The organism is Saccharothrix sp. ST-888 (assembly GCF_000955975.1).
In the GTDB taxonomy this organism is placed as follows: Bacteria; Actinomycetota; Actinomycetes; order Streptomycetales; family Streptomycetaceae; genus Kitasatospora.
This window is the reverse complement of the sequence record NZ_JYJF01000024.1, coordinates 23,554-45,986: the sequence shown is the minus strand read 5'-3', so window position 1 is coordinate 45,986 and position 22,433 is coordinate 23,554. Positions and strand designations below refer to the sequence as shown.

The window sequence follows — 22,433 nt, the reverse complement described above, 5'->3', positions numbered from 1 at the left end:
AACACTCGCTCCGGCGAGCAAGCGCTCACCGCCTCAGGCACACGGCGATCAGCCCGGCAGGTCGCCCAGCCAGGCCGGGTCGATCGTGCCGCTGGCGACGATCTCCGCCGGTCCGGTCTTCTCGACCCGGCCGTCCGGGTGCTCGGTGATCATCAGGCGTCCGCCCAGCACATCCACGGTGTAGGTGACCGCCTCGCCGGTCAGCGCCGGGTCCAGCCCGTCCCGCCGCGCCGCGGCGACCGCGACGGCGCAGGCGCCGGTACCGCAGGACCGCGTCTCGCCCGAGCCCCGCTCGTGCACCCGCATGGCGACGTGCTTCGGCCCGCGGTCCACCACGAACTCGACGTTGACGCCCTCGGGGTACGCACCCTCGGGCGTGGTGCGCGGCGCCGCCAGCAGATCGCCCGCCTGGTCGAGGTCGGCGACGAAGGCGACCGCGTGCGGGTTGCCCATGTTCACGTTCAGGGCGGGCCAGCTGCGGCCGCCGACCGCGACCTCGATCCCGTCGGGGCCGGGCAGCCGCACCCGGCCCATGTCCACGGTGACCTCGCCGGGCGTGCCGTCGGCGGCGTCCTCGGCGATCACCACCTGCCGCACCCCGGCCCGGGTCGCGACCGCCAGCGGCCCCGGCTCGGCCAGCCCGGCGTGGACCAGGTAGCGCGCGAAGACCCGCACCCCGTTGCCGCACATCTCGGCGATCGAACCGTCGGAGTTGCGGTAGTCCATGAACCACTCGGCCCGGTCGGCCTGCCCGGCGGCGGCCGGGTCGGCCGCGGAGCGCACCACCCGCAGCAGCCCGTCACCGCCGATGCCGGCCCGGCGGTCGCACAGCCGGGCGACCACGGCCGGACCGAGGTCCAGCAGGCCGTCCGGGTCGGGGACGATCACGAAGTCGTTCTGGGTCCCGTGGCCCTTGAGGAAGGGCAGGCCCGTCACGGTAGCGGAAGCACTCACAGTGCCGATGGTACTGACCGGTCGCACGCCCCGGTCACCCCGTCCGGCCTGCGAGCGGCTCGCCCGGGCCCGGGGGCCCACCGGGGCCTCAGCCGCTGAGGTGGACGACCCGCCAGACCGCCAGCACCACCGAGACGACCGCGACCAGGGTGTAGACCGCGATGGCCCGGCGGCTGGCCCGCCGGCCGGTGCCCCGGCGCGGCAGTCCGGGCCACTTGTACCCGGCGACCCTGGCCGCCATCGCACCCCAGCCGACCGAGGCGGCGGTGAGCAGCAGACCGAGCATCCCGATCATGGCCGAGGCGCTGTCGCTCGAACCGAAGGCGAGCGGGAAGGCGAACATCAGCGAGCCGAGGGTGGCGACCAGGACGATCGGCAGGATCTGCCACCAGCGCAGCCTGCGCCGGGGCCGGATCTCCCGCTCGTGCACCACACCGGGCGCCGCCAGGTCCGTGATCGCGGGCAGGGCGACGGCGTACGAGGTGGTCGGCACGGCCAGTTCGGGCAGCGTGATCTCGGCGCTCTCGTCGGCGCCGTTCGGCAGCTGCTCGATCTCGGGGCCGGTACCCGGCGACACGCCGCCTCCCCTGACGGTTCGACACGAGCTCGGGGACTCGTGAACGGTGAGGTCGGCCAGCGTGACTGACCTCAGATGCTCTCGATGATGGCATGTCCGGGGATTGCCACAGGGCGTCCCGAGGGTTCGGCGGGTGATCCGTGGCCAGGACGTGATGCGGCCGTAACCGCCGGTTCGCCATGCACATGCAGGTGCATCGCCCAATGGCCGGAATCGACCCGGTCTGAGGCCGAATCAGGTCAGCGGCGGTTCCCGGCTCAGCCCGCGATCAGTTCCAGCGACCGTCCGAGCAGCTCGACCGGGTCCGCCCCGGCGGGCCGGTCCAGCCAGTGGATCCGGTCGTCCCGGCGGAACCAGGACTCCTGGCGGCGGGCGAACCGCCTGGTCGCCCGGACCGTCTCGGCGCGCGCCTCGTCCTCGGTGCACTCACCCGCGAAGTGGTCGAGCACCTGCTGGTAGCCCAGCGCCCGGCCGGCCGTCCGGCCCTCGCGCAGACCGAGCTTCTCCAGTGCCCTGACTTCGTCGAGGAGTCCCGCCGCCCACATCCGGTCGACCCGCAGCTCGATCCGCTCGTCCAGCTCGGGACGCGGCACCCGGACGCCGATCTGGACCGTCTCGTACACCGAGTGGTGACCCGGCAGGTTGGCCGTGAACGGGCGGCCGGTGATCTCGATGACCTCCAGCGCCCGGACGATCCGGCGGCCGTTGCTCGGCAGGATCGCCTCGGCGGCGGCCGGGTCGAGGCCGGCGAGCCGGCCGTGCAGCACACCGGATCCGGACTCCGCCAGCTCCTCCTCCAACCGGGCCCGCACCCCGGCGTCGGTGCCCGGGAACTCCATCTCGTCGATCGCCGCCCGGACGTACAGGCCGGAGCCGCCGACCAGGACCGGGGTCCGCCCGGCCGCGAGCAGCCGGTCGATCTCGGCCCGGGCGAGGCGCTGGTACTCGGCGACGCTGGCGGCCTGAGTGACGTCCCAGATGTCCAGCAGGTGGTGCGGGATGCCGCCGCGCTCGGCCTCGGTGAGCTTGGCGGTGCCGATGTCCATTCCCCGGTACAGCTGCATGGAGTCGGTGTTGATCACCTCGCCGCCGAGGCTGCGGGCGATGGCGACCGCCAGGTCGGACTTTCCGGCGGCGGTCGCACCGACCACGGAGACGACACGGAGCGGGGTGACACGGGAGCTACTCACGGCTCCAGTCTCGCAAAGTCGGGGGCGACACCGTCCGGCGGTACTGGCGAACGCTTCGGAGAACAATGAGGGTGTTCCCGGCGTTGAACCTTTCGGAACAGCCGAGCACGAGGAGAGCGAGACTGCCATGGGCCTGATGGACAACCTCAAGGGCAAGGCCGAGGAGCTCAAGGAGAAGGCCAGCGAGCTCGCGGGCAAGCACAACGAGAAGATCGACGAGGTGGTGGAGAAGGCCGGCCACGCCGTGGACAAGGCGACCAAGCACAAGTACACGGACAAGATCGAGCACGGCACGGCCAAGACCAAGGAGGCCGTGGACGGCTTCGCCACCAAGCCCAAGGACGAGGACCAGCCGCCGGCCCACTGACCCGCTCCCCGGGCGCCGGGCGCGGGCGCCGGGGTGTGGGGGGGTCAGCGCCAGCTGGCCACGTAGTAGCCGACCCCGTACGGGGCCTCGGCGTAGCGCAGTCGCCCGCCGAGGCCCGCGCCTTGGGCTGCTCCCGCCAGGACCTGCCAGGGGGCGCGGCCGTCGGCCAGCAGCTCGGCCGCGAGCACGGGGTCGAGGGCGGCGAGCGCCTCGGTGTCGGCGGCGCCCAGGGCTCGGGCGCAGGCCGCGTCGAAGTCCTCGGCCCGCTCGTCCAGGTAGCCGGGTGCCTTGACCGAGCGGCAGGCGCTGCCGTCGCCCAGCACCAGCAGGCCGACCCGGTCGGCGAGCTCGGCCAGGCCCTTGCCCAGACCGAGCATCCGCGCGGGCGGCGCGTCGGTGGGCACCGCACAGGCGTGCGTGGGCAGGCCGGCGCGGGCTTCGGTCAGCAGCCAGGCGCCGAGGGTGAGCGAGGGGGCGAGCTGCGGCCCCTCGACACCGCCGGAGGGCAGCCGGACCGCCAGGTCGACGCCGTAGCGGCGGAAGGACCCCGCGCCGCCCTCGGTCCACACCTCGGCCTGCGGCCCGGTGCCGACCACCACGATCAGTTCGGCACCCGAGTCGAGCAGTTCCCGGACCGCCTCCGCACAGGCGGTGCGCAGCGACTCCAGTTCGGGTGCGGCCCCGGCGGCCACCTCCGGAACGAGCAGCGGGGGGCAGGGGCAGACGGCGGCGGCAACCAGCATGTCGATCACTCTAACCGCGCCGCCCGCCAGGATCCCCGCCGCCCGCGCAGCGGCCCCGGGGGGCGGGGCGCTGCGCGGGCGGCGGGGATCAGGGCGTCAGCAGGTGCTGCACCCGTTGCTCGGCGCGGCGGCCTGCGGCGCGGGCGCACCGATCGTGGGCAGGCCGAGCATCACGCCGGCCGGCTTCCCGGCCGGGGCGGCCTGCCGCTTCTCCCACGCGTCGCCCGCCCGGGTCCGCCGCACGGCCAGCGTGGGCCCCTCGGCGAGCAGGTGGTGCGGAGCGGCGTAGGTGATCTCGACGGTCACCATGTCACCGGGCCGTACGGGCTCCGCAGGCCGGGTGAAGTGGACCAGCCGGTTGTCGGGGGCGCGGCCGGAGAGCCGGTCGGTGCGGTCGTCCTTCTTGCCCTCGCCCTCGGCGACCAGGATCTCCAGGGTGCGGCCGACCTGCTTCTTGTTCTCCTCCCAGGAGATCTCCTCCTGGAGCGCGATCAGCCGGTCGTAGCGCGCCTGCACCACGGCCTTGGGGATCTGGTTCGCCATCTCGGCGGCCGGGGTCCCGGGCCGCTTGGAGTACTGGAAGGTGAAGGCGTTGGTGAAACGGGCCTCGCGGACCGTGTGCATGGTCTGCTCGAAGTCCTCCTCGGTCTCGCCGGGGAAGCCCACGATGATGTCGGTCGAGATGGCGGCGTCCGGCATCGCCTCGCGGACCTTCCGGATGATCCTGAGGAAGCGCTCCTGCCGGTACGAGCGGCGCATCGCCTTCAGCACGGTGTCCGAGCCGGACTGCAGCGGCATGTGCAGCTGGTGCATCACGTTCGGGGTCTCGGCCATCGCGGCGATCACGTCGTCGGTGAAGTCGCGCGGGTGCGGCGAGGTGAACCTCACCCGCTCCAGGCCCTCGATCTGCCCGCAGGCGCGCAGCAGCTTGGAGAACGCCTCGCGGTCGCCCAGGTCGGAGCCGTACGCGTTGACGTTCTGGCCGAGCAGGGTGACCTCGACGACGCCCTCGGCGACCAGCGCCTCGATCTCGGCGAGGATGTCGCCGGGACGGCGGTCCTCCTCCTTGCCGCGCAGCGCGGGGACGATGCAGAAGGTGCAGGTGTTGTTGCAGCCGACCGAGATGGCCACCCAGGCCGCGTAGGCGGACTCGCGGCGGGTGGGCAGCGTGGAGGGGAAGGTCTCCAGCGACTCCAGGATCTCGACCTGGGCCTTGCGCTCGACGGCGGCACGCTCCAGCAGCGCGGGCAGGTGGCCGATGTTGTGGGTGCCGAAGACCACGTCGACCCAGGGTGCCTTCCGCACGATGGTGTCGCGGTCCTTCTGCGCCAGGCAGCCGCCGACGGCGATCTGCATGCCCTGGTGGCGGCTCTTGACGGGCGCGAGCTGGCCGAGGTTGCCGTACAGCTTGTTGTCGGCGTTCTCCCGCACCGCACAGGTGTTGAAGACCACCAGGTCGGGGTCGTCACCACCCTGCTCGGCCTTCACGTATCCGGCGTCCTCCAGCAGCCCGGCGAGGCGCTCGGAGTCGTGGACGTTCATCTGGCAGCCGTACGTGACGACCTTGTAGCTCTTGGAATCCTGGCTCGTACCCACGGACCCAAGCGTACGAGACCGCAGTCCACCCGTGTGACCCTCTCCCGATCATGGCCTGCGCCTGGCAGGATCCCCCGCATGACTTTCGCGCCGGGCACCGTGCTGCGCGTGGTGGCCCGCAGCCGGCTCGGCCGGGTGGCCGCCGCGCTGCTGCTGGTGGTCGGCGCGTTCACCGGCTGGTGGCTGCACACCTCGGACACCACCGGCTACCCGGGCGGCCGGACCGGGTTCGCCACCGGCGTATCGCGCGGGGTCTACGACCGCTACGGGGTGCTGCTGCGCGACTACCTGGGCCAGCACCTGCCCGCCCTGAAGCTGCGGCTGGACAACTCCGAGGGATCGATCGACAACCTGGAGCGGGTGCTCTCCGGCCGGGACGCCTTCGCCATAGCGACCGCCGACGCCGTCGCCGACTACCAGGGCCCGCAGAAGTCCCGGCTGCGGGGCATCGCCCGGCTGTACGACGACTACCTGCAACTGGTCGTCCCGGCGAGCTCACCGGTGCACCGGGCGGCGGACCTGCGCGGACTGCGGGTGGGCGTCGGCCAGAGCCTGTCCGGCGTGAACCTGGTGACCCAGCGGCTGCTGACCGGCGCCGGGCTCGACCCGGACCACGACATCCAGCCGGCCATGCTCGGTGTCGGCGACGCCGCCGACCAGCTGAAGGCGGGCCGGCTGGACGCCTTCTTCTGGTCCGGCGGGCTGCCGACGTCCGCACTCACCGACCTGTCCGAGCAGTTCCCGATCCGGATCGTGCCGCTCGGCGACCTGGCCGAGTCGGTGCACCAGCAGGAGGGCGGCGGCACCGACGCCTACCGGGCCGCGACCATTCCGCCCGACGCCTACCCCAAGGCGCAGAACAGCGACACGGCGGTGCCCACGCTCGCGGTGCCCAACCTCCTGGTGACCCGGGACGACGTCGATCCGCGCCTGGTGGAGGACCTGACCAGGGCGGTGATCGACAGCCGGGACGTGATCGGCGCCAAGGTGCACGCCGCCCAGCTGGTCGACCTGCGCACCGCCGTCTACACCGACCCCCTCGCGCTGCACGAGGGCGCCCGCCGCTACTACACCTCGGTCAAACCCTGAGGGACCGCCGGCGGCTCCGGCCGGGGCACCGGGTGCTCAGCGCGGGCGGGGCACGGTGAGCGTCACCGCGAGGCCGGTGGGCTCGACCGGGGCGAAGTCGAGCGAGCCGCCGGCTGCCAGCAGCAGGGTCCGGGCGATCGAGAGGCCGAGACCGGAGCCGTCGATGTTCTGGTGCCTGGGGCTGCGCCAGAAGCGGTCGCCGATCCTGGCGAGCTCCTCCTCGGTGAGTCCCGGCCCGGCGTCGGTGACGGTCACGGCGACCTCGCGCTTGTGCATCGCGATCCCCAGCGTGATCCGTCCGCCGTCCGGGGTGAACTTGAGCGCGTTGTCGAGCACCGCGTCCAGCGCGCTGCCGAACCCGATCGGATCCGCCAGGCCGACCGCCGTGGCTGGCCCCTCCCAGTCCAGCTGCTGGCCGCGCTGCTCGGCGACCGGCCGCCAGGCGTCGATCCTGGTGAGCGCCAGGGCGGTGAGGTCGACCTGTTCGGCCTCGGGCCGGGCGTGCTCGGCGGTCGCCAGGCCCAGCAGGTCGTCGAGCACCCGGGCCAGCCTGGCACCCTCCTCGCGTACTCCGCCGAGTTCCTCCTCGTGCCCCTCGGGCAGTTCCATGCCGAGCAGTTCGACCCGCAGCAGCAGGGCGGCGAGCGGATTGCGCAGCTGGTGCGAGGCGTCCGCGACGAACGCCCGCTGCTGGTCGAGGGCGAGCAGCACGTTGTCCGCCATGTGGTTGAACGAGCGCGCCAGCCGCCGGAGCTCGGGCGGCCCCGCGCTGGCGGCGACCCGCGCGTTCATCCGCCCGGTGGCGATGTCGTCGGTGGCCCGGTCCAGGGTGCGGACCGGGCGCAGCACCCAGTGGGTGAGCCGCACCGCCAGCAGCACGGCCACGATCATGGCGAGTGCCTCGCCCCCGCCGAGCACCATCCAGCGGTGCAGGATCCGGGCGCGCAGCGGCCCGGTCGGCGAGTCGGTGAGCACGACGGCGACCACGTCGCCGTCCCGGACCACCGGGGTGGCCACGGTGAGCGTCCGTTCCGGGGTCCAGGGCCAGACCTGCGGCGGGTTGTGGCTGCGCCGGCCGTCCAGCGCCTCCTGGAACGCCTGGGTTCCGGCGCGGCCGTCCGGCACCCGCCAGCCGTTCGGCGCACTGGCCGTGACGGCGCCGCTGCGCTGGAAGATGCCGATGCTGATGCCGTACAGGTCGTGGTAGCGCGCGGCCTCCTGGGCCAGCGCGTTCCGGCGGCCCGCGTCGCCCGGGTCGGGCGTGGGGGCTCCCTTGATCGCGGTGTCCACGCCGAGGTAGCCCTGGGTGGGCAGGTCCTGGGCGAAGCGGGCCGCGTCGTCGATCCGGTCGACCACCACCGCACTCTGCTCGGCGGCCGCGATGAAGACCGCCAGCGGCACCCCGAGGGCCGCCAGCACGCAGGCCATCAGGGAGAGCAGGATGCCGAGCAGACGGTTGCGCACGTGCGGTCAGCGCCCCGGATCGGTGGCGGGCCGCTCGGTGGCGGGCTGCTCGGCGATCAGCCGGTAGCCGACGCCCCGGACGGCCTCGACCAGTCCGGGCAGGCCGAGCTTGTTGCGCAGCGAGCCGATGTGCACCTCGAGGGTGCGGCCGTTGCCCTCCCAGCCGCTGCGCCAGACCTCGCTGAAGATCTGCTCGCGCCGGTAGACCACGCCGGGGCTCTGCGCGAGCAGCGCCAGCAGGTCGAACTCCTTGCGGGTGAGCGGTACGTCGCGGCCGTCCACGCTGACCCGGCGGCGCTCCCGGTCGATCGAGACGCCGCGCGACTCCAGCGGGCCGGGCTGGGCCGGCTGGTCGCCGGGCTCGGGTCCGGCACCGGCGGCCGGCCAGCGCCGGACCACCGCGTGGATCCGGGCGAGCAGCTCGCCCATGTCGTAGGGCTTGGTGATGTAGTCGTCGGCACCGAGGTTGAGGCCGTGGATCCGCGAGCGGACGTCGGCCCGCGCGGTCACCATGATCACCGGTACGCCGCTGTGCGCGCGGATCCGGCTGCACACCTCGAAACCGTCCCGGTCGGGCAGCCCGAGGTCGAGCAGGACCACCCGGTACGGCTCGTTGCCGTCGGGCACCAGCGCGTCCAGGGCCTCGTGCCCGCTGCGGGCATGGCGGACCTGGAATCCGTGCCTGCCGAGTACGGCGACCAGCGCGGCGGCGACCCGTTCGTCGTCCTCGACGAGCAGCAGGCGCACCTCTGCCTCCTTTCCGTGGTCTGTCCTGTGAGGGAGCGGTCCGGGTCCCGCCCGGTCCTTGCGGAGTATGGTCGAGTCCGCCGCTTCCTGTCATCAGGCCGTCGTCGTCCGACCGTTCGCGCACGGCCGCTCACAGCGGCGCCGCCCGCCCGGAGCGGCGTCTCATGGCCACTGCGTGGATGATGCGTGGCCGGATCGTGATGCTCAAGTTCCCCTCAGATCGGCTGACATGACATCGTCGGCGCTTCTAGGGTCTGCCCCACCGGGGGCCGTCGGGCTCCGCCGGCTCTCGGCCCCCGGCATCCACAGCACAGCACCAGCACCGCAGCCCCGGGGGGACGCCCCGGGTCGAATCAGAGGGAGCACGGCGCGATGACCGAGACCACCGGCACCGACTCCCGGCCCGCGCCCCTGGTCGTGCTGAGCGGCGTCAACAAGCACTTCGGAGCGCTGCACGTGCTCCAGGACATCGACCTGGAGATCACCCGGGGCGAGGTGGTGGTGCTGATCGGCCCGTCCGGGTCCGGCAAGTCGACCCTGTGCCGGACGATCAACCGGCTGGAGACGATCGACTCCGGCACCATCACCGTCGACGGCCGGCCGCTGCCCGCCGAAGGACGGGAACTGGCCAAGCTGCGGGCCGAGGTCGGCATGGTGTTCCAGAGCTTCAACCTCTTCGCACACAAGACCGTGCTGGAGAACGTGGTGCTCGCCCAGGTCAAGGTCCGCGGCGTAGCGCGGGGCGAGGCCGAGCAGACCGCCCGCGAGCTGCTGGAGCGGGTCGGGGTGAGCGCCCAGGCGGAGAAGTACCCGGCCCAGCTCTCCGGCGGCCAGCAGCAGCGGGTGGCGATCGCCCGCGCGCTGGCCATGAAGCCCAAGGTGATGCTCTTCGACGAGCCCACCTCCGCCCTCGACCCCGAGATGGTCAACGAGGTGCTGGAGGTGATGCGTTCGCTCGCCGCCGAGGGCATGACGATGGTCGTGGTCACGCACGAGATGGGCTTCGCCCGCTCCGCGGCCAACCGCGTGCTGTTCATGGCGGACGGCCGGATCGTCGAACAGAACACCCCCGAGGCGTTCTTCACCGCACCGCGCAGCGACCGGGCCAAGGACTTCCTTTCGAAGATCCTGCACCACTGAGACCGCAACTGATCTAGCGTCGTACCCGATTCCGGTGGAACCGGGCCCGAGGGCGTGCCCACACCCGCCGGTGTGGCGCGCGGGCACCGCGCCAGGAACTCCCAGCCCCAGCAGCCCGGTTGACCCGTGGCCAAGACCGAGGAGAGCAAACCCTCATGAGGACCCGTCGCACCATCGCCGCCGCCATGTCGGTCGTCGCCCTGACCGCCGTCGCCGCCTGCGGAAAGAGCGGTTCGCCGAGCGACTCCGCAGCCGGCGCAGGCGCCCCGAAGCTTCCCACCTACCAGGTGAAGACCGACGTCAAGCTGGACGGCTCGAAGGCCTTCGCCGAGGCCAAGAAGCGCGGCAGGCTGATCATCGGCGCCAAGTCCGACCAGCCCTTCCTCGGCTTCGAGGACCTCTCGGCCGGTTCCGGCGCCAGTGCCCGCTCGGGCTTCGACATCGAGATCGCCAAGATGGTCGCCGCCGACCTCGGCTTCGGCCCGGACCAGATCGAGTGGAAGACGATCGTCTCGGCCAACCGCGAGAACGCCATCTCCGGCGGCCAGATCGACTACTACGTCGGCACCTACACCATCAACCCCGGCCGCAAGGCGCAGGTCTCCTTCGCCGGCCCCTACCTGGTGGCCGGCCAGGACCTGCTGGTGTCGAAGGACAACAAGGACATCACCGGTCCCGACTCGCTCAAGGACAAGTCCGTCTGCACCGTCACGGGCTCCACCTCGATCCAGAACATCGAGAAGTACGGCGCCAAGGTGACCAAGTACGAGGCCTACTCGCAGTGCGTGGACAAGCTGATGACCGGTGAGGTCGACGCGGTCACCACCGACGACGCGATCCTCAAGGGCTACGCCGCCAAGAACCCCGACAAGCTCAAGGTGGTCGGCAAGCCCTTCACCCAGGAGCCGTACGGCGTGGGCCTGGCCAAGGACGACTCCGTCCTGCGCAACGCGATCGACGACGCGCTCAAGGCCCACGAGGACAACGGCGACTGGAAGAAGGCCTACGACGCCACCCTCGGCCTGTCCGGCGCCGCGGCCCCGGCCGTCCCGGCCCTCGACCGCTACTGAGCCACCTCCTGACCGCTGGTCTCTGACCACCTGACCGCCCCTTTGATCGAGAGGAGGGCCGCCGGCATGGGCATACTCTTCGAGGACGGCAACTTCGCGCTGTTCCGCGCCGGTTTTCTGCAGACGGTCGGTCTCAGCGCGCTGAGCGCACTGCTCGCGTTGCTGATCGGCACCCTGCTGGCGGCCTTCCGGGTCTCCCCGGTACCGGCGCTCCGCGCCTTCGGCACCGTCTGGGTCAACGTCTTCCGCAACACCCCGCTGACGCTGCTGTTCTTCGCGGTGGCCTTCGGCCTTCCCCGGCTCGACGTCCACTTCTCCAGCTTCGTCTTCGCCGTGCTCGCGCTCGGCCTCTACACCGCCTCCTTCGTCTGCGAGGTGCTGCGCTCGGGGATCAACACCGTCCCGCTCGGGCAGGCCGAGGCCGCCCGCAGCCTGGGCATGAACTTCGGCCAGACACTCGGCCTGATCGTGCTGCCGCAGGCGGCCCGGTCCGTGCTCGGCCCGATGAGCAGCGTCTTCATCGCGCTGCCGAGGAACTCCGCGGTCGCCGGTGCGTTCAGCGTCTCGGAGCTCTTCAGCACCCAGCAGACCCTGACCGAACGCGGCTACAACATCTTCGCGATCTTCTTCTGGCTGGCCGCCGCCTACCTCTTCATCAGCACGGTGGTCGCCGTGCTCTTCCGTCTCCTGGAGAACCGACTGGCGGTGGCCCGATGAGCGCCTCGACCTCGACCGTCCTCTACGACGCCCCCGGCCCCCGGGCCAGGGCCCGCTACCGTGCCTTCGGCCTCCTCTCGGTGCTCGGCATCGCGGGCCTGCTCTGGTACGCGTACGACAGCCTGGCGGGCGCCGGGCAGTTCACCGCCGCGATGTGGGACCCGTTCCAGTACACGGCCGTGCAGCAGCGGATCGTCGACGGCCTGCTGAACACCCTGACCGCCTTCGGACTGGCCGCGGGCTTCTCGCTCGTGCTCGGCGCCCTGCTGGCGGCCGGGCGGCTCTCCGACCACCGACCGGTGCGCGCGGTGGCCACGGCGATCGTGCAGTTCTTCCGCGCGATGCCGCTGCTGATCATGATCTTCGCGCTGTACCACTCGGTGTTCACCACCTCACCGCTCTGGGCCCTGGTCACCGGACTGACGCTGTACAACGGCGCCGTCCAGGCCGAGATCATCCGCAGTGGCGTCAACGCGGTCCCGCGCGGCCAGGGCGAGGCCGCGTACGCGCTCGGCATGCGCAAGACCCAGGTGCTGTTCACCATCCTGGTCCCGCAGGCCGTCCGCTCGATGCTGCCGACGATCATCGGCCAGCTGGTGGTGACCCTCAAGGACACCTCGCTCGGCTTCCTGATCACCTACACCGAGCTGCTCTACGCCGGGAAGCTGATCGCCAGCAACACCTCCACCCCCGCGGGTTACCCCTACATCCCGGTCACCATCGTGATGAGTGTGATCTACATCGGCATGTGCCTGGCACTGACGGCGCTGGCCAAGTGGATCGAGGCGCGCGGGCGCCGCGGCGCGAACCGGCGCACAACGGTCGCTGCTTGACGGACACCCAGGTGATCTGTTGCATTGCTCTTCGTGACACGACCCGGGACCTCCTGCACGGCAGCCGACGCCGCATCGGCCGCGTCCTGCGTACGCCCCGTATGCCCGGAGGTCCCGGCACGCGCGGCAGCCCTCACGGGGCCCCGGGGCGGGACGGAGGTCCCGAAGTGGATCCCGTGATCGTGGTCGGCGCCGGTCCCGTCGGCCTGGCGCTGGCGCTCGCCCTGGCCCGGCACGAGGTGCCCAGCATCGTCCTGGACGAAGGTGCCGGCGTCTGCCCGGAAGGCCCGCGCAGCGTCGTCCTCGGCAGCGACAGCACCGCCCTGCTCACCCGCCTCGGCTACACCAGGGCCGCCTCCGACGCCGCCCGCTGGGACGCCCTCGGTATCTGGCGCCGCCGTTCCGAGGTCCTGCGGCTGGACCTGCACGCCGACCCGGTGCTCCACCTCCCCCAGCACCGCCTGCAGCGCGGCCTGCGGGACGCCGTCACCGCCACCCCACTGATCCAACTCACCCCGCTCAGCCGGGTCCTGGAGCTCGAACAGGACCGGGACGGCGTCAGCGTGCGCACCCGGCACACCCAGGACGGCACCGAGACCTGGTGGCACGGCAGCCACCTCGTCGGCTGCGACGGCGCCCGCTCCACCGTCCGCAAACTGCTCAAGATCCGCTTCCCCGGCCGCCCCGCGGTGGACCGGCACGCCGTCGCCACCGTCCGCGTCGACCTGCCCTTCGCCGGCGAGGCGCGGCTGCACCGCGAACCCCCGTGGCGCGGCGACCGCGAGGCCTCCGCCCGCCCGCTGCCCGACGGCCTGTGGCGGCTCGACTGGCGGCTGCCCCCCGGCCGGCCGGCCCCCACCACACCGGTCGACCCGCACGCCACCTGGCCCGGCATCGTCACCGGCGACACCCTGCTCTCCCGGGTGAAGTCCACCCTCACCGGCTGGTGCGGCGAATTGCCCCCGTACGAGCTGCTCACCGCCGCCGACCACACCTACCAGCAGCGCCTCGCCGCCCGCTTCCGGATCGGCCGCTGCTTCCTCGCCGGGGACGCCGCCCATCTGCACGGCGCGCTCGGCATGCAGAACCTCGTCGACGGCCTCCGGGACGCCGACAACCTCGCCTGGCGCCTCGCCCTCGCCTGGCACCTGCCCCCGGCCGGAGGCCAGCGGGAGGTGCCGGGCGGCTCCCTGCTCGACGGGTACGAGGCCGAGCGGCGCGGCGCGGTCGGCGCCCGACTGCGCGCGGTCGACCAGGCCATGCCGCTGCTGCGGCCACTGCGCGGCTGGCAGCAGACCAGGCGCTCGCTGCTCACCGGCTCCTTCCGCAAGCACGCCCCGCTGCTCGCCGACGGCCAGCTCGGCACCGGCCGCTTCGGCGGGGCGCCCGCGTACCCGGCGGCACCGTCCGGCATCCCGGGCCGGGTACCGGTGCAGCGCGGGGCCGGGCGGGGCGCCACCCTCAGCGAGAACCTGCCCGCGACCGCGCCGGGCGTCCTCGTACCCGACGTCCCCGTGGTCACCACCGAAGGGGCCGCCGACTCGCTGCGGGCCCGGCTGGGCGCCGGGTTCCTGCTGCTGCTGGTGGCACCCGGCACCACCGTGTGGGCCTCCCAGCACTGGCTGAGCGCCGGGCTGATGCCCCAGCTCTCCGAAGTCGCGGCCGCGCTGCCGGTACCCGCCGAGGTGCTGGTCACCGAAGAGTACCCGGGCGCCGAACCGCACACCGTGCTGCTGATCCGCCCAGACGGCCACCTGGTCGGCACCACCCACGGCTGCCGCACCGACGACCTCCAGGCCCTGGCCGACCGCGCCCGCGGCGGACCGCCCTCCCTGGCCGGCGCGGAGAACTAGGAAGACGACCGACCGGCCGGGGGCTGCCGACGGCACCGGAACCCTGCGGCACCGTCCGGGACGTTCCTTGCCGCCCCGACTCCCCCGCCGGACGGGTTCAGCGGGCGAACTCCGTCGCCCGGCTCTCCCGGACCACCGTGATCCGGATCTGCCCCGGGTAGGTCAGCTCCTCCGCCACCTGCCTGGCCACCTCACGGGCGATCAGCTGCGCGCCGAGGTCGTCCACCACCTCCGGCTGCACCATCACCCGCACCTCCCGCCCCGCCTGCATGGCGAACACCTTCGCCACCCCGTCGTGCGCCCCCGCGATCTCCTCCAACCGCTCCAACCGCCGCACATACGCCTCCACCGACTCCCGCCGAGCGCCCGGACGTCCGCCCGAGCAGGCGTCGGCGGCCTGGGTCAGCACCGCCTCCACCGTCCGCGCCTCGACCTCCCCGTGGTGCGCCGCTATCGCGTGCACCACCTCGTCCGCCTCACCGTGCCGACGGGCGAGCTCGGCCCCGATCGCCGCATGGCTGCCCGCGACCTCGTGGGTCATCGCCTTCCCGATGTCGTGCAGCAGCGCGGCCCGCTTCACCACCTCGACGTCCACCCCCAGCTCGGCCGCCATCATCCCGGCGATGTGCGCGGACTCCACCAGATGCCCGAGCACGTTCTGCCCGTAGGACGTCCGGTAGCGCAACCTGCCCAGCACCCGGACCAGTTCGGGGTGTATGTCGCCGAGCCCGGTGGACAGCAGCGCGTCCTCGCCGGCCCGCAGGCAGAGCCGTTCGACCTCGTTCTGACTGCGGCCGTGGACCTCCTCGATCCGGGCCGGGTGGATCCGCCCGTCCGCGACCAGCGCCTCCAGGGTCAGCCGGGCGGTCTCCCGGCGTACCGGGTCGAAGCAGGAGAGCTGGACCAGCTCGGGGGTGTCGTCCACGATCAGGTTGACCCCGGTGACCGCCTCGAACGCACGGATGTTGCGGCCCTCCCGCCCGATGATCCGGCCCTTCAAGTCCTCGCTGGGCAACCGGAAGGCGGTGACCACGGTCTCCGCGGTCTGCTCGGCCGCCAGCCGCTGGATCGATCCGGCGACGATCTCCCGGGCCCGCTGCTCCCCCTCCGCCTTCGCCCGCCGCTCGATCTCCCGTACGGCCACGACGGCTTCCCGCCTGGCCTCGGCCTCGATCGTCCGCACCAGCTCCGATCTGGCCTGCCCCTCCGTCAGACCGGCCGTCCGCTCCAGCGTGCTCCTGGACTGCTCCTCCAGCGCCCGCACTTCGGACTTCCGCCGGTCCAACTCGGCGGACCGAAGCGCCAGTCGCTCCTCCTGCGTACGCAGGCGGCGAAGCTCCTCGGTCAGCCGCTCCTCCCTGCGGTCGAGCTCGGCGCGCAGCTGCGCCGCGTGGCCCTCGGCCGAAGTCCGGATCCGCTCCGCCTCCTCGACGGCACGGGAGCGGGCGATCCGCACTCTACGGACCGTCAGAGTGGCGGCCAGGGACAGGAGGAGCAGGCAGAGCAGTCCTGCCGACAGCACGGCGGCCACTGGCCCGACACCCGTCGCGAGCTTCATCCGCTCCACTCCCGTCCCCGCGCACTCGGCCGCTCCCGCGATGAGAGAGCCCGAGGGTCGCAGGGCGGTGAGCAGCACCGATCCGACTCCGACCGGCGCCGCCCGGCCCGGCGTACGCAACCGCGGACTGCGGCCGACGGATCTGCCGGGAAGGCGACATGATCGAAGTGATCCCTCACTGCTTGCGAGGCTAGGTGCGGGTTACGAAACGGTCAAGATGCGGCCGCGACCTGACCGACCTTGACCTCGATCGATGTCACCAGCCCGCCGCCGAGCCGCCGTTCCCCGCCTCCTCCTCGCTCAGGGCGTCCCGCACCACCCGGAAGGCCAGCCCCTCCGAGTATCCGCGTCGGGCCAGCATGCCGACCAGCCGGCGCATCCGGGTGTCCCGCTCCAGCCCCCGGGTGGACCGCAGCTTCCGGTCGACCAGCGCGCGGGCGGCCGCCGTCTCGTCGTCCTCGTCCAGCTGGGCGACCGCCTGTTCGACCAGGTCACCGGCCACCCCCTTGGTCCGGAGCTCCTGGGCCAGCGCCCGCCGGGACAGGCCCCGGACGGCGTGCCGCGACTCGACCCACGCCTCGGCGAAGGCCGCGTCGTCGATCAGGCCGACCTCCTCGTACCGTGCGAGCACCTCCTCCGCGACCTCGTCCGGGATCTCCCGTCTGCGCAGCGCGTCGGCCAGCTGTTTGCGGGTCTTGGCGGTGCCGGTGAGCAGGCGCAGGCAGATGTCCCGCGCCCGGGACGCCGGATCGGTGGTCTCCTCCCGGGCCGGCTTCTCCGAGCGTTCCGACTTCGCCGGGCGCGCCCGCCGTTCGGACCGCTCCGCCCGCTCGCCGTGCCCCTCGCCGGCTGCGCGGCGCCCCTCACTCCGGGTGCTGCGCCGCCGCTCCCGGGCCGGGCCGTCGGGGAAGGGCTCGTCGGGGGCGGCGTCGAAGGCCGACGGGCCCTCGGCGGCCACGGCTGTCCGCCGCCGACGGCGCCCGGTGGGCAGCTCGGAGGCCCGGACCACCCCGAGCTCCGTCAGGTCGCCCGGCGCCTCCTCCTCCGCGCTGCCCGTCCACCAGTCCGGTGGGCCATGATCACCGGGATCACCGGGGCCGCCGGGGTCGGCGCCCGGCGACCGCTCCTCCTCGTACCTCACCAGACTCAGGCCTTGGCGGCCGCGGTCTTCTTCGTCGCCGCCGTCTTGGCCGCCGTCGCGGTGATCGGCTTGGCGGCGCCCTCGACCTCGGCGGCCGGCCCGGCGGCGTCGACCTCGGCGTCGGCCTTCACACCGATGCCCAGCTTCGTCTTGATCTTCTTCTCGATCTCGTCGGCCAGCTGCGGGTTGTCCCGCAGGAAGTTGCGGGCGTTCTCCTTGCCCTGGCCGAGCTGGTCGCCCTCGTAGGTGTACCAGGCACCCGACTTGCGGATGAAGCCGTGCTCGACGCCCATGTCGATCAGGCCGCCCTCGCGGCTGATGCCGATGCCGTAGAGGATGTCGAACTCGGCCTGCTTGAAGGGGGCGGCCACCTTGTTCTTGACCACCTTGACCCGGGTGCGGTTACCGACCGCCTCGGTGCCGTCCTTCAAGGTCTCGATCCGGCGGATGTCCAGCCGGACCGAGGCGTAGAACTTCAGCGCCCGGCCACCGGTCGTGGTCTCCGGGGAGCCGAACATCACGCCGATCTTCTCGCGCAGCTGGTTGATGAAGATCGCGGTGGTGTTCGACTGGTTCAGCGCACCGGCGATCTTGCGCAGTGCCTGGCTCATCAGCCGGGCCTGCAGACCGACGTGCGAGTCGCCCATCTCGCCCTCGATCTCCGCGCGCGGGACGAGCGCCGCGACGGAGTCGATGATCACCAGGTCGATCGCGCCGGAGCGGATCAGCATGTCGGTGATCTCCAGGGCCTGCTCACCGGTGTCCGGCTGGCTGACCAGCAGGGCGTCGGTGTCCACGCCGAGCTTCTTGGCGTACTCCGGGTCGAGCGCGTGCTCCGCGTCCACGAACGCGACCGTGCCGCCCATGCGCTGGGCGTTGGCCGCCAGGTGCAGGGTCAGCGTGGTCTTGCCGGAGGACTCGGGACCGTAGATCTCGACGACCCGGCCGCGCGGGATACCGCCGACACCGAGGGCGATGTCGAGGGCCGTGGACCCGGTGGGGATCACGTCGATCGGCTCGTTGGCCTTCTCGCCCAGGCGCATCACCGAGCCCTTGCCGAACTGCCGCTCAATCTGGGCGAGTGCGGTCTCAAGAGCCTTCTCGCGGTCCGTACCTGCCATGGCTTCCACCCTCGGGTTCTGTGCTGTGCGCTTCATCGGTCTCGACGCTAGCGCGTCCCACCGACAATCGACCCGGATCGGGCTCGGCCTGTGGAAAACTCGCCACCGAACAGTATAGGGAACAGATGTTCGAATTGAACGAAAGCGCCTACCGGCTCTCGTCCTCCCTGCTCTGACCTGCGGAATCATCCGATCCGCCACCGCTCACCAGGCGCCGCAACCGGCGCGCGGTCTCCAGTCTGCGCTCCCTGGCGGCCCGCCTGCGCTCCTCACCGCGGTCGATCCGCGGGTCGGTCGCGACCTCGTACCGGCGGACGTACGTCCCGACGAAGCCCTGCAGGGTGGCGGCGGCCGGGATCGCGATCAGCGCACCCACCGCGCCCAGCAGCGCCGCCCCGGCGATCACCGCGCCGAAGGCCACCGCCGGGTGCACGTCCACCGTCTTCGCGGTGATCCTGGGGTGCAGCAGGTAGTTCTCGATCTGCTGGTAGACGATGACGAAGACCAGCACCCAGAGCGCGTCCACCGGCCTCAGGGTGAGCGCGACGAGCACCGGCAGCGCCCCGGCCAGATAGGTGCCGATGGTCGGGACGAACTGCGACATCACCCCGACCCAGACCGCCAGCGCCACCGCGTACGGAAGCCCGAGGGCCGCGAACATGACCCAGTGCCCGATGGCCGAGGCGACCGCCAGCAGGGCCCGGGAGTAGAGGTAGCCGCCGGTCTTGGCCAGCGCGATCTCCCAGGCCCGCAGCACCTCCGCCTGCTTGGCGGGCGGCAGCAGCGAGCAGACGGTCCGCCGCACCCGGGGTCCGTCGGCGGTGAGGTAGAAGGTGAACAGGCCGACGGTGAAGGCCTGGAACAGCCCGCCGATCAGCGTGCTGGACAGGCCCCACACGTTGTCCGCGGCCTGCTGGGCGTACTTCTCGATGCTCCCGGAGTCCTTGAGCACGCGCTGCTGGAGCTGATCCATCGACAGGTTCTGGTGGAACGTCCGGTTGATCCAGCCGATCAGGTTGTCGACCAGATGCGGCAGATCGCCGGCGATCTTCGCCACCTGATCAACCAGCAGCGTGCCGAGCGAGGTGAGGAAGCCCGCGACCGCGACCGCCAGGCCGATGAAGACCAGGAAGGTGCCGACCCCCCGGCGTATGCCGCGGGCGGCCATCCGGTCCACCGCCGGCTCGATCGCGAGCGACAGGAAGAAAGCCACCAGCAGCATCACGAAGAGGTCGATGAGCTGGTGGAACGCCCAGTCGGCGAACTTGAAGGCGCCGACCAGGAGCAGGGCCAGCATCATCGCCTTGGGCAGCCAGCGGGGCATCGCCTCGCCCCACAGGGCACCGCGGCGGGCGGGCGGAGAGTCTTGGTCGGAGGCGGTCCGGTCAGGGGTCTGATTCTCTGCGCTACTAACCACTCGCCCAGTCTCACCCATGGCCCGCCGGGAACCGGCGGGCACCCGCCCCTGGTGCGTCGGGCCCCGGCCGCGTCGGCCGGCCCGCAGCGCAGGGGTTCAGCGCAGCAGCGCCGAGACCCCCTGGGTGTCGCAGAGCACCCGCCAGACGTCCTTGGCCTCCCAGCCCGCCTCCAGCGCCTGCCGGATGGTCCGCCCGCCGAGCTCGGTCATCACGTGGTCGCTCGCGAAGGACTCGGCGTACGCCTCGCCGAAGTGCTCGTACATCCGTCGCCAGAACTCGGTCAGCCTCATGGCCTCCAGTATCCCCTCCGTCAGCACGCGCCCTGCCGGAGCCCGTGCCACTCCGCCCGCTCCAGCGCGTACTCGACCTCGCCGTGCTCGGAGCCCGCGATGCTCTCCGGCCAGTCGGCGAAGAAGGTCCGGACGTAGTGCAGGCCGGACTTCTCCAGTACCCGCCGCGAGCCCCGGTTGACCGCCATGGTGCAGGCGAACACCCGCTCCACGCCGGGCTCGGCGAACCCCTTGCGGATCAGCGCCCGCGCGCCCTCGGTGGCGTAGCCGTGCCCCCAGGCGGGGCGCCGCAGCCGGTAGCCGAGTTCGACCTCGCCGGGGCGGTCGGCGTCCGGCGGGCGGAACTCGAACCACCCCAGGAACTCACCGGTGTCGCGCCGCAGCGCCGCCCAGTACCCGAGCGCCGGGAAGCGCCGGTAGTAGGAGAGGAACAGCGGCAGGATCCTGTCCTGCACCGCCTCCCTGGGCGTGGCCCGGCCCCCGGTCAGATAGCGCATCACCTCGGGGTCGGAGTCGAGTTCGACCAGGAGGTCGGTGTCCTCGGCGGTGAACCTGCGCAGGATCAGGCGTTCGGTCTCCAGATGAACCAGCATCCCGCGATGCTCCCTCGGCCCGATGTCCGGCCGCACGCCCTTTTCCGGTCCGGCCCGCTCCGGCCCCGGCCGTCACTCCCTGGGCAGCGCCAGCACCCCGGCTCCGTAGAAGTCGCGCTCGGTACAACGCCCCTGCCCGATCGGGCAGTTGGCCGCAGCCGCCTGGGCCAGCAGGGCGACCGTCCGGTCCGGGCTCCAGTCCGGGTGCTCGGCTGCCACCACCGCGACGGCCCCGGTCACATGGGCGGCGGCCATCGAGGTACCGGCCAGCGCGGCGTACTGGCCGCCGGGCCAGTCCGAGACGATCGCACGGAGCGCCCCGCCGTCCGGGTCGCCGCCGGGGGCGGTCAGCGCGATCCGGTCCCGCCCGTAGTTGGAGTACGCGGTCGGCATCCCGCTGCGGTCCACCGCGCCGACCGCCACCACGCCGGGCAGCTCGCCGGGGAGGCGGATGCACTCGGTGCCGAGGTGCCGGTCCTGGGCCGGTCCTGAGGTCCGGTCGTTCGGACTGCGCTGGTCGGTCCGGGCGGCGGCGAGGTCCTGGCCGTCGTTCCCGGCGGAGGCCACCACCACGGCGCCCTGCCGCTGGGCGTACCCGACGGCCCGGCCGACGGCCGTGATCAGCGCGGCCTGGTCCGGGTCCTCGGGGCAGTTGTACTTCCACGGGTCGGCGAAGTAGCTGTCGTTGATCGCCTTGGCCCCGTGGTCGGCCGCCCAGAGCACCCCGCAGACGATGTTCTCCGCGTAGTACTGGCCGAGCGGTCCGAGCAGCCGGACGGCGGCGATCCGTACGCCCGGGGCGACCCCGGTGACCCCCTTGCCGTCCCGGGCCGCCCCGACGATCCCGGCCACGTGGGTGCCGTGCCCGCTCTCGGTCACCCCCTCGTCGGGGCGCCAGGCGCCGGACCGGGGGTCCGGGCGGCCGTCGGCACAGGAGGCGGACGCCGTCGGATCCACGGCACTGCGCAGGTCCGGGTGGGTGTCGTCGACCCCGGAGTCGAGCACCGCCACCAGCACCCGGCGCAGTTGCTGGACCGAGGGCAGCGGCCGGTTCGAGCCGTGGTCGGCGGCCGGCCTGCGGAGCAGGGCGGCGGTGCGTTCCGGGGCCTCGACCGCGCCGATCATCGCGAGGTTCCAGTCGGCGGCCTCCCGCGGGTCGGGGGTGGTCGCCTCGGCCTCGTCCCATCCGCTCGACGTCTCCGCCGACGGTGGCCGCAGGCCGCCCGAAGCGGCGGCGGACCGCACGGAAGGGGCGGCAGCGCTGCCGCACCCGGCCCGAGGGTGCGGGTCGCACCCGCCGGGGACGCGGGCAGGGCGGGCGGAGAGCGGGCACGTCTCCAGCGCGCCGGTCGCGCAGTCCTGCGCGCCCCCGGGGCGGCGGCCGGCCGGCCGGCCGGCTCCGGCGGCCCTCAGCGCGTCGCTGCCGCGCCGGAAGTCGCCGATGCCGGCGAGCGCGCCCGGCGGGCTGGGTACCGCCTCGGTCCGGGTCGCCCCGACCGCGGCCACCCCGGGCCGCCCGCGGAGGCGCTCGCCGAAACCGTCGGCGGCGTACACGAGCACCGCCCCGATCTGCGGGTACTCCTGGACCACCTGTCCGCCCGCCGCGCTGGCGAGTCCGGCCACCCGGGTGGCGCCCTGGGCGTCCTGGCCCTCGGCCAGCACCAGGTAGCTGAGGTACGAGCGGCCGGACCCGGAGACGTACGGGACCGCGCCGCCGAGCAGCAGGGCGGTCAGCAGCATGGCCAGCAGCGCGCGCACGGGGCCGCTCGGGCGCTTCGCGGGCCTGCCGCCGGCCGGACCGACCCGTTCCATCGCACCGCCTCCGCTCCTCGACCCCTGCGATCACCGGACTGACTCATCACGATATGAGCCGACTATCCGAATTGACCCGTTGAACTAGGTCAGACGGCCGTCCGCCTCGGGCCGCGAGCCATGCGCTCCCCGACGCCGTGGCAGTGCCGCCGCCGACCCC

General features: G+C 72.7%; 21 protein-coding genes. 7 read left to right on the top strand and 14 right to left on the bottom strand.

Annotated features, from left to right (window positions below; genetic code table 11):
- Nucleotides 1-48 precede the first annotated feature (48 nt).
- From dapF to miaA, 3 genes are all read right to left on the bottom strand, one after another.
- A complete protein-coding gene (gene dapF, locus UK12_RS11380; protein WP_045302517.1) occupies nucleotides 49-954 on the bottom strand; it encodes a diaminopimelate epimerase in 906 nt (301 codons plus the stop codon).
- Between the two features lie 88 nt (nucleotides 955-1,042).
- The gene (locus UK12_RS11375) at nucleotides 1,043-1,531 is read right to left on the bottom strand and encodes a hypothetical protein (RefSeq protein ID WP_045302479.1); all 489 of its coding nucleotides are present in this window, start codon (nucleotides 1,529-1,531) and stop codon (nucleotides 1,043-1,045) included.
- Between the two features lie 257 nt (nucleotides 1,532-1,788).
- Nucleotides 1,789-2,721, bottom strand: coding sequence for a tRNA (adenosine(37)-N6)-dimethylallyltransferase MiaA (gene miaA, locus UK12_RS11370; RefSeq protein WP_045302478.1), 933 nt, complete (start codon nucleotides 2,719-2,721; stop codon nucleotides 1,789-1,791).
- 127 nt (nucleotides 2,722-2,848) lie between these two features.
- Between miaA and UK12_RS11365 the strand changes: the two genes are divergently transcribed.
- Complete coding sequence (locus tag UK12_RS11365; protein WP_045302476.1) at nucleotides 2,849-3,088, top strand: antitoxin; 240 nt, start codon at nucleotides 2,849-2,851, stop codon at nucleotides 3,086-3,088.
- A gap of 44 nt (nucleotides 3,089-3,132) precedes the next feature.
- Here UK12_RS11365 and UK12_RS11360 read toward each other — a convergent pair whose 3' ends face one another.
- Both UK12_RS11360 and miaB read right to left on the bottom strand, forming a co-directional pair.
- Nucleotides 3,133-3,831, bottom strand: coding sequence for a class III extradiol dioxygenase subunit B-like domain-containing protein (locus UK12_RS11360; protein ID WP_045302516.1), 699 nt, complete (start codon nucleotides 3,829-3,831; stop codon nucleotides 3,133-3,135).
- Between the two features lie 96 nt (nucleotides 3,832-3,927).
- Nucleotides 3,928-5,427: a tRNA (N6-isopentenyl adenosine(37)-C2)-methylthiotransferase MiaB gene (gene miaB, locus UK12_RS11355; protein WP_082119509.1), complete on the bottom strand. Its 1,500-nt coding sequence runs from the start codon at nucleotides 5,425-5,427 to the stop codon at nucleotides 3,928-3,930.
- Nucleotides 5,428-5,505: 78 nt separating this feature from the next.
- Between miaB and UK12_RS11350 the strand changes: the two genes are divergently transcribed.
- Nucleotides 5,506-6,516 carry a TAXI family TRAP transporter solute-binding subunit gene (locus UK12_RS11350; protein ID WP_045302474.1) on the top strand — a complete coding sequence of 337 codons (1,011 nt, stop codon included), beginning with the start codon at nucleotides 5,506-5,508 and terminating at the stop codon, nucleotides 6,514-6,516.
- Between the two features lie 36 nt (nucleotides 6,517-6,552).
- Here the strand turns inward: UK12_RS11350 and UK12_RS11345 are convergent, their stop codons facing one another.
- Nucleotides 6,553-7,980, bottom strand: coding sequence for a sensor histidine kinase (locus UK12_RS11345; protein ID WP_045302472.1), 1,428 nt, complete (start codon nucleotides 7,978-7,980; stop codon nucleotides 6,553-6,555).
- 6 nt (nucleotides 7,981-7,986) lie between these two features.
- Nucleotides 7,987-8,727 (bottom strand): response regulator transcription factor, encoded by a 741-nt coding sequence (locus tag UK12_RS11340; protein WP_045302470.1) that lies wholly within the window; start codon nucleotides 8,725-8,727, stop codon nucleotides 7,987-7,989.
- Between the two features lie 372 nt (nucleotides 8,728-9,099).
- Here UK12_RS11340 and UK12_RS11335 point away from each other — a divergent pair, with 372 nt between their 5' ends.
- From UK12_RS11335 to UK12_RS11315, 5 genes are all read left to right on the top strand, one after another.
- Nucleotides 9,100-9,867 carry an amino acid ABC transporter ATP-binding protein gene (locus UK12_RS11335; RefSeq protein WP_045302468.1) on the top strand — a complete coding sequence of 256 codons (768 nt, stop codon included), beginning with the start codon at nucleotides 9,100-9,102 and terminating at the stop codon, nucleotides 9,865-9,867.
- Between the two features lie 155 nt (nucleotides 9,868-10,022).
- Entirely contained in the window at nucleotides 10,023-10,937 is a 915-nt protein-coding gene (locus UK12_RS11330; protein ID WP_045302466.1) for a glutamate ABC transporter substrate-binding protein, read from the top strand.
- A 66-nt stretch (nucleotides 10,938-11,003) separates the two neighbouring features.
- Complete coding sequence (locus UK12_RS11325; protein ID WP_045302464.1) at nucleotides 11,004-11,654, top strand: amino acid ABC transporter permease; 651 nt, start codon at nucleotides 11,004-11,006, stop codon at nucleotides 11,652-11,654.
- Nucleotides 11,651-12,487, top strand: a complete 837-nt coding sequence (locus tag UK12_RS11320) for an amino acid ABC transporter permease (protein ID WP_045302462.1) — start codon at nucleotides 11,651-11,653, stop codon at nucleotides 12,485-12,487. The genes UK12_RS11325 and UK12_RS11320 overlap by 4 nt, the downstream gene beginning before the upstream one ends.
- Nucleotides 12,488-12,654: 167 nt before the next feature.
- Complete coding sequence (locus tag UK12_RS11315) at nucleotides 12,655-14,340, top strand: FAD-dependent monooxygenase (RefSeq protein ID WP_045302460.1); 1,686 nt, start codon at nucleotides 12,655-12,657, stop codon at nucleotides 14,338-14,340.
- Between the two features lie 97 nt (nucleotides 14,341-14,437).
- Here UK12_RS11315 and rny read toward each other — a convergent pair whose 3' ends face one another.
- From rny to UK12_RS11280, 7 genes are all read right to left on the bottom strand, one after another.
- A complete protein-coding gene (gene rny, locus UK12_RS11310) occupies nucleotides 14,438-15,898 on the bottom strand; it encodes a ribonuclease Y (protein ID WP_045302457.1) in 1,461 nt (486 codons plus the stop codon).
- Nucleotides 15,899-16,154: 256 nt separating this feature from the next.
- Nucleotides 16,155-17,039: a recombination regulator RecX gene (gene recX / locus UK12_RS37780; protein ID WP_231591148.1), complete on the bottom strand. Its 885-nt coding sequence runs from the start codon at nucleotides 17,037-17,039 to the stop codon at nucleotides 16,155-16,157.
- Nucleotides 17,040-17,044: 5 nt separating this feature from the next.
- Nucleotides 17,045-18,160, bottom strand: coding sequence for a recombinase RecA (gene recA, locus UK12_RS11300; RefSeq protein WP_045302455.1), 1,116 nt, complete (start codon nucleotides 18,158-18,160; stop codon nucleotides 17,045-17,047).
- A gap of 148 nt (nucleotides 18,161-18,308) precedes the next feature.
- The gene (locus UK12_RS11295; protein ID WP_045302453.1) at nucleotides 18,309-19,484 is read right to left on the bottom strand and encodes an AI-2E family transporter; all 1,176 of its coding nucleotides are present in this window, start codon (nucleotides 19,482-19,484) and stop codon (nucleotides 18,309-18,311) included.
- A gap of 189 nt (nucleotides 19,485-19,673) precedes the next feature.
- On the bottom strand, nucleotides 19,674-19,868 hold the full coding sequence (locus UK12_RS11290) for a DUF3046 domain-containing protein (RefSeq protein ID WP_045302510.1): 195 nt from the start codon (nucleotides 19,866-19,868) through the stop codon (nucleotides 19,674-19,676).
- A 20-nt stretch (nucleotides 19,869-19,888) separates the two neighbouring features.
- Nucleotides 19,889-20,461 carry a GNAT family N-acetyltransferase gene (locus UK12_RS11285; RefSeq protein ID WP_045302450.1) on the bottom strand — a complete coding sequence of 191 codons (573 nt, stop codon included), beginning with the start codon at nucleotides 20,459-20,461 and terminating at the stop codon, nucleotides 19,889-19,891.
- A gap of 72 nt (nucleotides 20,462-20,533) precedes the next feature.
- Nucleotides 20,534-22,273: a S8 family serine peptidase gene (locus UK12_RS11280; protein WP_045302448.1), complete on the bottom strand. Its 1,740-nt coding sequence runs from the start codon at nucleotides 22,271-22,273 to the stop codon at nucleotides 20,534-20,536.
- Nucleotides 22,274-22,433 lie beyond the last annotated feature (160 nt).

Excerpts from the sequence above, each read along its gene's own strand:
- UK12_RS11365 (WP_045302476.1), top strand. The coding sequence starts at position 2,849 with ATGGGCCTGATGGACAACCTCAAGGGCAAGGCCGAGGAGCTCAAGGAG.
- UK12_RS11360 (WP_045302516.1), bottom strand. The coding sequence starts at position 3,831 with ATGCTGGTTGCCGCCGCCGTCTGCCCCTGCCCCCCGCTGCTCGTTCCG.
- UK12_RS11350 (WP_045302474.1), top strand. The coding sequence starts at position 5,506 with ATGACTTTCGCGCCGGGCACCGTGCTGCGCGTGGTGGCCCGCAGCCGG.
- UK12_RS11335 (WP_045302468.1), top strand. The coding sequence starts at position 9,100 with ATGACCGAGACCACCGGCACCGACTCCCGGCCCGCGCCCCTGGTCGTG.
- UK12_RS11330 (WP_045302466.1), top strand. The coding sequence starts at position 10,023 with ATGAGGACCCGTCGCACCATCGCCGCCGCCATGTCGGTCGTCGCCCTG.
- UK12_RS11325 (WP_045302464.1), top strand. The coding sequence starts at position 11,004 with ATGGGCATACTCTTCGAGGACGGCAACTTCGCGCTGTTCCGCGCCGGT.
- UK12_RS11320 (WP_045302462.1), top strand. The coding sequence starts at position 11,651 with ATGAGCGCCTCGACCTCGACCGTCCTCTACGACGCCCCCGGCCCCCGG.
- rny (WP_045302457.1), bottom strand. The coding sequence starts at position 15,898 with ATGAAGCTCGCGACGGGTGTCGGGCCAGTGGCCGCCGTGCTGTCGGCA.
- recA (WP_045302455.1), bottom strand. The coding sequence starts at position 18,160 with ATGGCAGGTACGGACCGCGAGAAGGCTCTTGAGACCGCACTCGCCCAG.
- UK12_RS11295 (WP_045302453.1), bottom strand. The coding sequence starts at position 19,484 with ATGCCCCGCTGGCTGCCCAAGGCGATGATGCTGGCCCTGCTCCTGGTC.
- UK12_RS11290 (WP_045302510.1), bottom strand. The coding sequence starts at position 19,868 with ATGAGGCTGACCGAGTTCTGGCGACGGATGTACGAGCACTTCGGCGAG.
- UK12_RS11285 (WP_045302450.1), bottom strand. The coding sequence starts at position 20,461 with ATGCTGGTTCATCTGGAGACCGAACGCCTGATCCTGCGCAGGTTCACC.
- UK12_RS11280 (WP_045302448.1), bottom strand. The coding sequence starts at position 22,273 with ATGGAACGGGTCGGTCCGGCCGGCGGCAGGCCCGCGAAGCGCCCGAGC.